The 12792-nt window shown below is 45.4% G+C and carries 10 protein-coding genes and 1 tRNA gene; 10 read left to right on the top strand and 1 reads right to left on the bottom strand.

Translation table 11 applies throughout. The features are described 5' to 3' along the window. Window positions 1-3: 3 nt before the first annotated feature. Complete coding sequence (locus tag MHB71_RS16405; RefSeq protein ID WP_340026939.1) at window positions 4-984, bottom strand: aldo/keto reductase; 981 nt, start codon at window positions 982-984, stop codon at window positions 4-6. A gap of 233 nt (window positions 985-1217) precedes the next feature. Between MHB71_RS16405 and leuB the strand changes: the two genes are divergently transcribed. The 10 genes from leuB to MHB71_RS16355 all read left to right on the top strand — a co-directional run bounded on the left by leuB (window position 1218) and on the right by MHB71_RS16355 (window position 12651). Continuing rightward, window positions 1218-2303: a 3-isopropylmalate dehydrogenase gene (leuB, locus tag MHB71_RS16400; RefSeq protein ID WP_036610148.1), complete on the top strand. Its 1086-nt coding sequence runs from the start codon at window positions 1218-1220 to the stop codon at window positions 2301-2303. 277 nt (window positions 2304-2580) lie between these two features. Next, complete coding sequence (locus tag MHB71_RS16395; RefSeq protein WP_036610146.1) at window positions 2581-3120, top strand: peroxiredoxin; 540 nt, start codon at window positions 2581-2583, stop codon at window positions 3118-3120. A 356-nt stretch (window positions 3121-3476) separates the two neighbouring features. Continuing rightward, the gene (locus MHB71_RS16390; RefSeq protein WP_017689649.1) at window positions 3477-3893 is read left to right on the top strand and encodes a hypothetical protein; all 417 of its coding nucleotides are present in this window, start codon (window positions 3477-3479) and stop codon (window positions 3891-3893) included. Between the two features lie 447 nt (window positions 3894-4340). Further along, entirely contained in the window at window positions 4341-5447 is a 1107-nt protein-coding gene (locus MHB71_RS16385; RefSeq protein ID WP_036610143.1) for a PAS domain-containing sensor histidine kinase, read from the top strand. Window positions 5448-5568: 121 nt separating this feature from the next. Continuing rightward, entirely contained in the window at window positions 5569-6534 is a 966-nt protein-coding gene (locus MHB71_RS16380; protein ID WP_340026938.1) for a MoxR family ATPase, read from the top strand. 4 nt (window positions 6535-6538) lie between these two features. Further along, complete coding sequence (locus MHB71_RS16375; protein WP_340026936.1) at window positions 6539-7654, top strand: DUF58 domain-containing protein; 1116 nt, start codon at window positions 6539-6541, stop codon at window positions 7652-7654. After that, window positions 7651-8964, top strand: coding sequence for a DUF4129 domain-containing protein (locus MHB71_RS16370; RefSeq protein WP_340026934.1), 1314 nt, complete (start codon window positions 7651-7653; stop codon window positions 8962-8964). Before MHB71_RS16375 ends, MHB71_RS16370 begins: the two co-directional genes overlap by 4 nt. A gap of 83 nt (window positions 8965-9047) precedes the next feature. Continuing rightward, window positions 9048-10004, top strand: a complete 957-nt coding sequence (locus MHB71_RS16365; RefSeq protein WP_047842252.1) for an aldolase catalytic domain-containing protein — start codon at window positions 9048-9050, stop codon at window positions 10002-10004. Between the two features lie 289 nt (window positions 10005-10293). Further along, a complete protein-coding gene (locus tag MHB71_RS16360; protein WP_340026932.1) occupies window positions 10294-12420 on the top strand; it encodes an EAL domain-containing protein in 2127 nt (708 codons plus the stop codon). Between the two features lie 160 nt (window positions 12421-12580). Continuing rightward, window positions 12581-12651 (top strand) — tRNA-Gly (locus MHB71_RS16355). Window positions 12652-12792 lie beyond the last annotated feature (141 nt).

Here is a 12792-nt window from a genome sequence, read left to right as displayed (position 1 = left end):
CTATTACCACGCGTATGCATTAGGTGCATGTCCACCTGGACCTGGGAAAATCTCATCCAGACGTTTGAGCACGGCTTCATCCAAAGTCACGTCCAGACATTTGAGTGCGGTCTCAAACTGCTCCAGCGTACGTGGTCCGATAATCGGGGCGGTCACTGCCGGATTGGCTGCAACCCATGCCAAAGCCACCGTATCCTGTGGTTCACCGAGATCACGACACAGTGTGGCAAAGTCTTCAAGCTGAGTTTGCTGCTGCTCGATCCGTCCAGCGATGCCCCCGCTGCGTGTTCCTTCCAGCTTCTGCAGAGCGTTACGTCCCAATAAACCACCATCCAGTGGACTCCATGGAATAACGCCGAGGCCCAGCTCTTTGGCTGCGGGCAGTACTTCCAACTCAGGCAAACGACAGTTGAGGCTATATTTATGTTGTTCGGAAACCAGGCCGAGGAAATGACGATTCTTGGCTTCGCTTTGAGCGATTGCAATCTGCCATGCAGCAAAGTTACTCGATCCTACATAACCGATTTTACCCTGATGAACGGCATTTTCAAATGCGCCCCACAGCTCATTCCACGATATGGCAGGGTCTACATGATGCATCTGGTATAGTTCGATATGATCGGTCTGTAAGCGGCGGAGGGAACCCTCGAGATGCCGTCTGATTTTGTAAGCGGAGAGGCCAGCTTCGTTGTTGGGGCCATCTGTATCATCATGCATGGAGCCATAGACTTTGGTGGCCAGAACCACTTTCTCACGTCTGCCACCACCCTGGTTGAACCAGCGTCCGATAATTTCTTCGGTAAGACCGGAATTCTCACCCCAGCCGTAGATGTTAGCGGTATCAAAAAAGTTCACGCCTGCATCGAGTGCTGCGTCCATAATGCGAAAAGCTTCTTTTTCATCTGTAGCAGGCCCGAAATTCATGGTACCGAGACAGATTCGGCTGACCTTGAGGCCTGATTTACCCAAATACGAATATTGCATGTTGCTTATCCCTCCTGCGTACCTGATTTGAATTCAGATATATTTTAACCCAGCCGGGAGGTCAGAACAACTTGGAAAGGCCAATCTCTATTGGCTTATAGGTAAAATCTATTAAAGTCATAGATTGTATATCTTGGTCAAATGACCTTGGAATATGATACAAAAGAGAGAGTTAATATGAGACGTTACTTTATGAATAATTAATGAATGAAATATAAGGAGTGGACAACCCAATGGCAGACGTGAAAAAAATTGCAGTTATTGCAGGTGACGGAATTGGCCCTGAAGTCGTAGCTGAGGCTGAGAAAGTTCTTAAACGTACGGAGGAAGTATTCGGTTATCGTTTTGAGACAGAGCATGCGTTGTTTGGCGGAATCGCGATTGATGAGAAGGGTACACCTCTTCCTGAAGAAACACTGAGCGTATGTAAAAGTGCAGACGCGGTCCTGCTTGGAGCAGTTGGCGGTCCAAAATGGGATAACAACAGCAAGGAGCTTCGTCCGGAAACTGGCCTGCTGGGTATTCGCAAAGCACTTGGATTGTTCTCCAACCTGCGTCCGGCTGTTGTATTTGATTGCTTGAAGGATGCTTCAACTCTGAAGCCTGAAGTACTGGAAGGTACAGATCTGATGGTGGTACGTGAGTTGACAGGTGGGATCTACTTCGGTGAGAAATTCAGACGTGAAAGTGCACAGGGCGAAGAGGCAGTAGATACATGTGCATATAATGTAACAGAAGTGGAGCGGATCGTTCGTCAGGCGTTCGAAATTGCGCAAGGACGTCGCAAAAAGCTGGCTTCTGTAGACAAAGCCAACGTATTGGAAACTTCCCGTCTCTGGCGTGAAGTTGTGAACCGGGTAGCACCGGATTATCCGGATGTTGAACTGGAGCATGTACTGGTAGACAACTGCGCGATGCAATTGCTGCGTCGTCCGTCCAGCTTCGATGTCATCGTAACGGAAAACATGTTTGGAGATATCTTGAGTGATGAAGCAGCGATGTTGACAGGTTCCATCGGTATGCTCGCATCTGCATCACTGGGAGAGGGTAGCTTCGGACTCTATGAACCGGTACACGGTTCCGCACCGGATATCGCAGGTCAAGGCCTCGCTAATCCGATTGCAACCATTCTCTCTTTGGCGTTGATGTTCCGTACAACCTTTGGTTATACAGAAGGTGCGGATGCCATTGAAGCAGCTGTGTCGGATGTATTGAATGCAGGACACCGCACGAGTGATATTGCTGTAGACAAGAGCACAGCGATCAGCACGACCGAAATGGGCGATTTGATCGTGGCGGCTATTCAGAAACAGGCGTAATTATATTACCAACTACAGGCAGCCCTTTGTTTCCAGTTATGGAATGTACAGAGGGCTGTTCCTTTATCATTTTTGCCACGAAAAATCCTTATTTATAATGATTATAAAAAAATAATGTTTATAATCTTGACTTTGGGAAGTCCGGATGATAACATTTTACTTGTACTTGTTATCAAGGTTCAAATCATTTTAATTACAGGAAAAGCGTACGCGTTTTTCTTGATGATGAGCAATCCGCAAGGATGCTTACATAATCCCAAAGGAGGAATTTTTAGTTATGGCAGAACGTTTGGTAGGTAGACCAGCACCGGATTTCGCAATGGAAACAGTATCGGGAGACGGACAAGACTTCGGTTCCGTTAAACTGTCCGATTATCGTGGCAAATGGCTTGTATTCTTCTTTTATCCTTTGGACTTCACATTTGTGTGCCCAACTGAAATTACAGCTTTGAGCGTTGCTTCCGAGCAATTCAAAGCTTTGGATACAGAAATCCTTGGCGTGAGCGTAGACTCCGTACACAGCCACAAAGCATGGATCAATACACCTGTAGACAGCAATGGTCTGGGTCAATTGAACTTCCCACTGGCTTCCGATATCACGAAGCAAGTGGCTAAAGATTACGGCGTTCTGATCGAAGAAGAAGGCGTAGCATTGCGCGGTCTGTTCATCATCGATCCAGAAGGCGAACTGAAATATCAAGTGGTTAACCACAACGATGTAGGCCGTAGTGTTGAAGAAACACTTCGCGTACTGCAAGCATTGCAATCCGGCGGATTGTGTGCAATGAACTGGAAACCAGGCGACACTAACCTGTAAGCCAAGTTAACTTGAACGGTTTTTGTTCAAGCCCTCATCCCGTTAGGGATTGAGGGCTTTTTGCACCCTTTTGCCGGAAGTTATCACGAAGTTAATCAAAAGTGTTTGAACAAGCAGCTAAGCGTGTTAATAATATATTAGAAGAAAGTCTTCTTTTTATCTGTTGAAAGAGGAATTGATGGCCTTCAAGGCGAATAGGGTATGGAAACCCGGTAAATATTCCGGTGCTCTGCATTTATAATCTATACATGAATGTGATACACTGATGGAACTATTCCTTTTTGGAAGTGCTGTAAGTGTACGGGATTGCATTTTAATAAAAAAGTCCCGGCACGTAATAAGGAGGGTGAACAAAAATGAGTTACTGTTGTGGGGCAAGTATGGTTGGAACGAAGGGCACGCTGAAGCATTACCGCACCCAGGTTCATAATGTTCCCCTGCTGTTTTGCCCGGTGTGTCACCGGGTTGAGGTGCATTATAAAGTGGAAAATGAATACGAAATCCTGGCTGAATATGCGCATGGAGACGGTGCATCCGAGATCGACTTTCAAGATTATGTTACAGAAGATGAGGATGCGATTTTCGAAAACTGTGTAAACCGTGAGAGCGAGGATGCCATGGTCATTGTGCAGCGCCAGATTGATATGGCTCTGGATTTGCTCAGGCTCGCGAAGGAAACCAAAGACGAGAAGTGGGAAAGCGAACTTAAACGTCGATTAGCTGTGATGAGTCAGCGCAGACTGAAAATTCAGCATAATAAGACCGGACTATAGATGAACTCGGATATATCACCAATTAAAGATATTAAAAACGAAGCTGATTTGCCTACTGGGTGAAACGGCTTCGTTTTTGTGCGTTGTTCTGGAACTAATTCGAGGTTTTTTTTAAAATAATTTCCATTCGACACTTTCTCCGATTGACTCTCTTCTATAAACTTGTCTATGATAAAAACAGACTTGCAAAAGAGGCGGAGCAAAAAATGTTCGTGTTTGGGAATAGGAGAAGGTCAGAATGGAACAAACGTATATGATTTTCCGGATCGACTGTTGGTTACCGGGAATAGACCAGCTTGAGTTCCGGACATGCCATCCATATTTTCGGCTCAGCCCCCCAACGAAAGGGCACCGGTAATGAACAATAAAATCGGCCCTTCCTGTTTCTGTGATGATATGATGTCCGAATGGCAAGTTTATCATTTACGTGAAAAGGAGGAACCTGACATGATTAGTGAATTTCAGGATACAGTGCCTCAACCAACGGATGGTTTCCCGCCTGTGCATCTGGATAACAACAAGTACGAGAATGTACTGGAACATCTGGATAGCGGTATTATGTTGTTTGACAGTCACGGTGTATTGACGTTTATTAACGTTCAGATGGCAAAGTTGTTGGAACTTCCAAGAAGTCTGTTGAGCGGCTGCACCCTGATGCAAATGCTGCATCATCCGCAGATGAGCCGATTCAAGAAAAAGAAAATTTTACGTATCTATCGGGAAACTATTTTTCATCGTAAGCGCTATCATGAGTTGATTGATGAATACGGAAGGCATTGGCTGGTTACTGTGACGTACGGTGATCAGATGGATGGCGACTTCTTGTTCAGCGTCAAAGATGTATCTGATTATAAACAAATTGAACAGACCGCTTATCAAAATGACAAACTTGCGATGCTGGGGCGAATTTCAGCATCTATTGCTCATGAAATTCGTAATCCGTTGACTGCAATCCGTGGGTTCATTCAACTGCTCAGGCCCCATTTGCTGCAGCTCGGCAAAGACGAGTACGCTCGAATCATACTGACGGAGATTGATCGGGCGAATGACATCATCTACGAATTTTTGAATTCTTCCAAACCGTCAGCTCCACAGAAGACCGTGATATCCGTCGACTCTTTGCTCAAAGAGGTGGTCTTGCTGACCGAAAGCGAAGGGTTGATGAAGGGATGCGAGATCGTACTGGATGAAGGGGATGCCCCGCTGAATGTGTCCATTGATGTCAAACAGATTAAGCAGGTTATTTTGAATATGGTGAAAAACGCAATGGATGCCATTGAGGAAGTTGGCGAAGAACATACGGGTCTAATTCGAATATCTACCGCCACGGAAAACAAATTCGTGCAGATCTCCATCGCGGATAACGGTCATGGGATGGACCATAACACGCTTGTACGTCTGTTTGATCCATTCTTCACGACCAAGGAGAGCGGAACGGGGCTTGGACTTTCGGTGAGTTACCGGATCATCAAGAACCATGGAGGCACTATCTCTGTGGATAGCAAAAAGGGCGAAGGCACGCGGTTTATAATTATGTTACCCTTGGTATATTGAGAAAAGCGGGGAGTCGAGGAGTTGGCCATTTGCCAACTCCTTTGTTTTATGTTGCCAATAACGGTTATAGTTAGTAATGAATGCGAATACATAAGCTCCATAACGGAAGGATGAGATGCAGATGGAAATCCAAGGAATGGAACGAATGAATCAACAACTGATGGATCACGTGGGAAAAGTGATTGTGGGAAAAGAGCATACGATAGAGCTGGTGATGACAGCGATCATAGCGTCAGGACATGTGCTGCTGGAGGATGTACCGGGTACTGGGAAAACGATGCTTGCCAAATCGGTAGCCTCTTCATTGGACTGCACATTCCAACGGATACAGTTTACACCGGACTTGCTGCCCTCGGACTTAACAGGGATTCATTTTTTTAATCAAAAAGAAGGGGATTTTGAATTCCGACCCGGCCCCTTGTTTGCCAATCTTGTACTAGCTGATGAGATTAACCGGGCTACACCGCGTACACAATCAAGCTTGCTGGAGTGTATGGAAGAGCGCCAGATCAGTATCGACGGTTCTACGAGACAGCTGGAACGGCCATTCATCGTTATCGCCACCCAGAATCCTGTAGATAACCAGGGAACTTTTCCACTACCTGAAGCGCAGATGGATCGTTTTATGATGAAAATTCGCATGGGTTATCCAAGCAGTGAAGAGAGTGTAGAAATTTTGAGACGTACGGTAGCCAGTCGTTCTGTTGATGATCTCTCGGCAGTGATCAGTCGTGAAGAACTTTTGAAGGCGCAGGATACGTATAAAACAGTGCAAATCAACGAAGATCTGCTACGATATATCATTCAGTTAACCGAAGCAACAAGGCAACATCCCGAGCTTTCGCTTGGCGTAAGTCCACGAGGGGCTCAGGCATTACTCAAGGCAAGTCAGGCATGGGCTGCACTGCATGGCAGAGACTTTGTTTTGCCTGATGATATTAAAGTACTGGCGGGACCTGTGCTGGCGCACCGACTGGTATTCCGTAACCGGATCAGACAACAAGAGGGCTTGGCGGAGCGTATCATCCAGGAACTTCTGAATCAGATAGAAGTGCCTACGGAGAATCTCGCTACAAGCGGGCGTTAATCTTATGGCATTATTATGGCTTGTCCTTGTTGGAGGCATTGTCGTTGTTATACATGGTGTGTGGTTTGGACGACCTGCACTGCGAAAACTCAGGTACAGCAGACAATTCAGCAAGCTGCGTTGTTATGCTGGAGATGAACTTGAGATGGTGGAGACGATATCGAATGAGAAACGAGTCTCCGTACCGTGGCTCAGACTTGAATCGATGATGCCAGTGTCGTTTGTATTTCGTTCCGGCTCAGGTATGGATATTAGTCAAGGCGAAATCTATCAGAACCATAAGAGTATTTTTACGTTGAAACCGTTTACTCGCATTACGCGCAAGCATCCTTTTACATGTACTCAACGTGGGATTTATCCATTAAATACAGCAACGATGACAGGTGGGGATCTCTTTGGTGTGTGGCGTTCCACCAAACCGATTCCTTTGCAAATGTCTATGATCGTGTACCCTTCATTAGTGAATGCAGAGGATCTTCCTGCAATTTATCAGGTATGGCAGGGAGAAGTGGAAGTATCACGATGGATCGTTGAAGATCCTTTCTTGATCCTGGGTGTTCGGCCTTATGGTGCAGGCGACCCCATGAATCGTATTCACTGGAAAGCGAGTGCACGTACAGGTGAATTACAAGTCTACAAACAGGGATGGACGGCTGATCCGCAATCCTGGATTGTAGTCAATATTCAGGAATCTGCAGATATGTGGAGTGTTGTTACTCGACCGGAAAAGATTGAACGGGCACTTCGTTACGCTGCCACGGCTGCAGTGGATGCTATCGGGAGAGGGTTGCCGGCAGGCTTCGCCCATAATGGTTATCATGTGGGTGGAGGCCGCGATACACTTCGGATTGAACCGGATTATGGCACGCCCCATCTGGAACGGTTACTGGAAGCTATGGCTGAGACAGAGTTGAAATGCATGGTGCCCATGGAGCAATTCCTGAATGATGAAGTACGTCTGAATGAAGAAGCACAGAAAATCCGCAGCTATCTGCTGATTACATCCTATGTATCTGCCGCTATGGAGCACGAGATTGCACGTCTGCACGAACAAGGACATCGTGTAACGATTCTCCCGGTAGAGGACGTGAAGGGTAATACGAAGGCGGTGAGTGCATGAGGAACAGACCGGTAGCGACGACCACAGGACTCATAGCAATGCTTGCCGTCTTGATGGCTGGCATATACCTTTTTCCGATATTTACGCTTGCTTCATTCTACGCAATGGAACATTTGCCGTACACATTATTCATCCTGGTTGTTTTTGCAGGTTGGTTGGGACAGTTCATTCAGCATAAAATTCCAGGTTTTAGCGAGAAAAGTACACTCATTCGTGGACTAGCGGCACTCGTCATAGGATTTCTCTTCGCACTCGTTGTTGGGATGGGCCTTATTCTCCCGTTGCCGGATATCATCACATTGGTACTGTGTGGAGTCATCTCGGCTTATGCAGGTCTGACCTTCCAGCCAGTCTTTCATTCTGTGTTGTTATGGCGCTTGCAGATTATGGGTGTAATCAGTGCAATCGTGCTTATGATTGCTTCGAATTCGTTGGAATTCATGCAGCCGATACGAACCTATAACCTATGGATCTATATTGCGGGAGTGATCAGCTTTGCTTTTTGGCTGGTTGGACGATATATGCTGCAACTGGATCAGGCAATACTCAATGACGGCAAGAGAAGATTGGTATTAAGAGATTTTGCACGTGCGAATCATCAGCGGTTCATGTGGATGTTTATTGTTATCGTCGCGATTGGTGCTTTCCCAAGTCTGGCTGCCTGGCTGGGACCGCTACGTGATCGCTTGCTCGCATGGATCAGGGGATGGTTTGGTCCGATTTCCGGCGAGGAGCCACGATTACCAATGGACAACCCCAATCAGCAGTTAAATATACCGAATGACTGGAGAGAGCCTCCATCCGAGCCCTCAGTCTTCTGGAACATCCTTGGATGGGTAGTGATGTGTGCTGTAGCAGGAGCAATCCTGTGGCTGCTTCTGAGGTTGGGTCAAAAAACGATAAACAGACTTATGGACCAATTCAAGGGGATGTTACAACCAGGTGAAAAGAAGGCAGAACCACGGACGGAGTATATCGATGTCAGTGAGACGCTTGATGCGCCAGCAAAAGTCCGAAAGAATTGGTTTCGCAAGAAAGAGGCGCCACCTGCACAGGATGCTGAACGTGTTCGGTATTACTATCGGACTTGGATTGAAAGAGCAGCTCATCGAGGCGTGGAAATACAGGGGACACACACTCCGCTGGAGGCTGCACAGACCATTATTCAGAATGGTATGAAGGTAGAAGAAGATGAGCTGTCTGCGAGACTGCCAGATACGTATAATGCCGTCCGTTATGGAGAGAAAGCTCCCGATCGTTCCGATATGGTTGAGATTGACCGAATCTGGAGATCTTATCGAAGTAAATAAGTCCGGAATCCCTTTACTTTTCTTGTCACGTTCAAGTATCATGAGAGGAATACACAAGTTGGTCAGAAAAGGAGCAGACATTAATGAAGACAAATCATTGCAAAATTGTAGATTGTACGATCCGTGATGGCGGATTGGTGAATAATTGGGACTTTAGCGTGGACTTTGTTCAACAGCTATATGCTGGATTGAATGAAGCTGGCGTTGATTATATGGAAATTGGATATAAGAACTCTCCGAAGTTGCTTAAAGGTGCCGAGGAAGCAGGACCATGGCGTTTCCTGAACGATGATTTCCTGCGCAAAGTTATTCCTCAAAAAGGAAATACCAAACTGTCTGCGCTGGTTGACGTAGGTCGTGTGGACGAAAATGATATCTTGCCTCGCAGCGAGAGCATGCTGGATCTGATCCGGGTTGCCTGCTACAGCAAAGATGTGGACAAGGCACTTGCACTGGTTCAAACATTCCACGATCGTGGATATGAAACTACACTTAATATTATGGCACTCTCCAATGTTATGGAGAATGAATTGCTGGAAGCATTTGAATTGATCAAAGAAAGCGCTGTGGATGTTGTTTACATTGTAGACTCCTACGGTAGCTTGGACCATAATGATGTGAAATATCTGGTAGAGAAGTTCAAGACTCACTTGCCTAACAAACGTCTTGGTGTTCACACACATAATAATATGCAACTTGCGTTTTCTAACACATTGGTTGCGGCAGAACTTGGCGTTGAACTGCTTGATGCTTCTGTGTATGGTATGGGACGTGCGGCAGGAAACTGTCCAACCGAATTGCTCGTAGCTCATCTGAAAGGAACAAAATACAATCTGCGTCCAGTACTTGGTGTGTTGGAACAGTTGATGGTTCCACTCAGAGAAAAAGAAGAATGGGGTTACATTCTGCCTTACATGATTACAGGCGCGTTGGACGAGCATCCACGTTCAGCAATGGCGATTCGCTCATCGGAAGACAAGGATAAGGTTGTTGATTTCTATGATAAATTAACAACACCAGAAGTGAATTTTGATAAGTAATATAGTCTGAAATACAGTTGTAAAATAGGAAAACATGGACTCTAACTGGAGATCCATGTTTTTTTAGTTCTTAATGCCTTGTTTTTCTCTATATTTGTGAATAAATATTCCTAGGAGTAACTATTTTTTAGTTCACGTATACAAAATTAAATGTTATTATGTACCAGATAGCATGTGTATGCATGTGAATTGAACGTTGGTTAATATGTTTTTTGTCGAATCGTGTAGTAAGTTTTTAAGTTTGGTTAATGTAATTCAGGATAGGTGATCCCGGGAAGGAAAACACGGCATGAAGGTTAATCTGCAAGATCAGAGAAAAATAATTTGGGTCGCTGTGGGCGGCTTATTATGTTTCCTCGCAAGTCAATGGTTTCGTTCTTCTTCAAGCTCTGATCTGATCATATCGGGTTACCCGGTTTTGACACTCTTGGGTGGATTTGCTGCGGTAGCGGCTTGTATCGGCATCTATAATCAAAGCTGGTTGTTTCGGACACAGAAGCTAACGCTTCGGAGGACATTATTGACAACACTCTTTTTATTGATTGGTCTGTTTGAACTGGTTCATATCGTTTCATTTGCAGAAGAGATTCCAAATGGAGCCATGATGGAATCGGAGTTCTCCTTAATGATGTCAACCATGGGATCTTTGGTATGTTCCGTAGGTTTACTGCTCGTGTATACCTTAAATGAGAAAGAATTTGCATTACCACGCAAATTCTTACTTTTAAGTGGGACATTGGGTACCTTTGTTATTTTGTACATACTGGCTATTCAGGAATGGAGCATGTTGCCGAGTATGCTTGATGGGGAAGTGCTTGGTGGTATCTTCACTCGAGTTCATCTTATGGTTGGATTGCTCTATGGCATTATTGCAGTTCTTTTGTTTGTACAATGGAAAAAAAACAAAGACGGTGATTTACCAACCATTCTATGTGGCATTCTGTGTTTCTTTTTTGGTGAATGTTATTTTGTTTCAGCAACTGGGGTGAACGATCTCAATCTGTTATTAGGATTGATGAGTAATTGTATGGCATATTTTTTCATTCAAAAAGGGCTGTATACGTCCGTAGTGGACACACCTTTCCTGCAACAGCAGGTCGCGGAAGCCAAGATGAACTATATTGCTCATCATGATGATGTAACGGGACTTCCAAACCGTCGTCGCCTTTCACAGCAGTTGAAAAAGATGATGGATGATGCCGTGGTACAGGAACAGCTTGTTGGTGTATTGGTCCTGAATATTAATCGGTTCAAAACCATTAATGATTCGCTTGGACAGCAAGCGGCTAACCGTGTTTTGCGTCAGGTAGGTCAACGACTGAAACAATTGTCCCTTCCAGGAGAAGAAGTCTTTGGATTGGGAAGAGATGAGTTTGCATTAACGATGACAGATTTCAGTTCAACCGATACAGCGCTGCGTCGGACAAGATCCATTTTGCAACTTTTTGAGAAGCCCGTCTTGGTTGATGGCAATGAGTATCATCTGACACTTGGAATTGGGATGGCTATTTTCCCACATGATGGGGAGTCACCACTGGAGATTATTCAAAATGCCGATACGGCTTTGCACAGTGCTAAGGAACAAGGAATGGAACTGAATCGTTTTGCCCATGCGATGCAGATGAAGGCACAGGAGCGTTTGCAGCTTGAGAATGATCTGCGCAAGGCGTTGGATCGAGGTCAGTTCTACCTGGTCTACCAGCCGCAGGTTAATCTGCAAAGTGGGCTAATCGTTGGCATGGAAGCCTTGGTGCGTTGGCAGCATCCGCAACGAGGCTCGGTATCTCCGGCGGACTTTATTCCTCTGGCAGAAGAGAGTGGGCTCATTGTGCCACTTGGCGAATGGGTGCTTCGTGAAGCGTGTGCACAGAACAAACAGTGGCAGGAAGCCGGTTATCGTAAACTGTGTGTTTCGGTGAATCTGTCGATGAGACAATTCAGGCACTCCCATTTGTTGGACAATATCAATGGCATTCTCAAAGAGACGGGACTAGAGCCTGTATGGCTTGAACTGGAGATTACAGAGAGCATGACATTTGATAAAGACCGGTCATTCGAACAGTTGCGCAAAATCAAAGAAATTGGTGTGCATATCAGTATCGATGATTTTGGAACGGGATACAGCTCGTTGCACTATCTGAAGGATCTGCCAATTGATCGGCTCAAGATTGACCGTTCATTTGTGAATGAAGTCATGGAGGACAGCAATAACGCAGCGATCGTATCTACCATCACTTCAATGGCGCATCATTTACAACTGAAAGTCACAGCTGAGGGCGTGGAGAACGAAGATCAGATGGTCTTTCTTCGCAATCAACACTGTCACGAGGCTCAGGGTTATTTCTTCAGCAAACCGATTAAAGCCGCTGAATTTGAAAAGCAGTTTTTGAGAGATGTGGATAAGCCTACAGGATAGGGAACAGCGGGGGCGCGAGGGTGCTCCTGCTTTTTTTTGATGGATGCGTAATGAAAAAAATGGGAAATATGACTTGCATGCTATAGAGGATCATGGTATATTATTATTTGTAAAATCACTGTTAAATTCCTAAGGAACTTAACAATAAATCTTCAATCATGCGGGTGTAGTTCAATGGTAGAACTTTAGCCTTCCAAGCTAATAGCGTGGGTTCGATTCCCATCACCCGCTTAACGAAGCAGTACCGAAGCCCTTGCGATGCAGGGGCTTTTTCTATTACCTTAAAAGAAATCTCGTGGTAACAGCGATCAGAAGATTGTTCTGTTTTCGGAGTGGCGAGTAAGTAAGTATTCTTTAGTTTAATGTATATAC

Origin of the sequence: Paenibacillus sp. FSL H7-0940 (genome assembly GCF_037979415.1) — a bacterium.
In the GTDB taxonomy this organism is placed as follows: domain Bacteria; phylum Bacillota; class Bacilli; order Paenibacillales; family Paenibacillaceae; genus Paenibacillus; species Paenibacillus amylolyticus.
Note: the sequence above shows the minus strand (reverse complement) of the source record. Positions and strands in the feature narration are given on the sequence as shown.

Excerpts from the sequence above, each read along its gene's own strand:
- MHB71_RS16365 (WP_047842252.1), top strand. The coding sequence starts at position 9,048 with ATGAAGACAAATCATTGCAAAATTGTAGATTGTACGATCCGTGATGGC.
- MHB71_RS16385 (WP_036610143.1), top strand. The coding sequence starts at position 4,341 with ATGATTAGTGAATTTCAGGATACAGTGCCTCAACCAACGGATGGTTTC.
- MHB71_RS16380 (WP_340026938.1), top strand. The coding sequence starts at position 5,569 with ATGGAAATCCAAGGAATGGAACGAATGAATCAACAACTGATGGATCAC.
- MHB71_RS16395 (WP_036610146.1), top strand. The coding sequence starts at position 2,581 with ATGGCAGAACGTTTGGTAGGTAGACCAGCACCGGATTTCGCAATGGAA.
- MHB71_RS16375 (WP_340026936.1), top strand. The coding sequence starts at position 6,539 with ATGGCATTATTATGGCTTGTCCTTGTTGGAGGCATTGTCGTTGTTATA.
- leuB (WP_036610148.1), top strand. The coding sequence starts at position 1,218 with ATGGCAGACGTGAAAAAAATTGCAGTTATTGCAGGTGACGGAATTGGC.
- MHB71_RS16360 (WP_340026932.1), top strand. The coding sequence starts at position 10,294 with ATGAAGGTTAATCTGCAAGATCAGAGAAAAATAATTTGGGTCGCTGTG.
- MHB71_RS16405 (WP_340026939.1), bottom strand. The coding sequence starts at position 984 with ATGCAATATTCGTATTTGGGTAAATCAGGCCTCAAGGTCAGCCGAATC.
- MHB71_RS16370 (WP_340026934.1), top strand. The coding sequence starts at position 7,651 with ATGAGGAACAGACCGGTAGCGACGACCACAGGACTCATAGCAATGCTT.
- MHB71_RS16390 (WP_017689649.1), top strand. The coding sequence starts at position 3,477 with ATGAGTTACTGTTGTGGGGCAAGTATGGTTGGAACGAAGGGCACGCTG.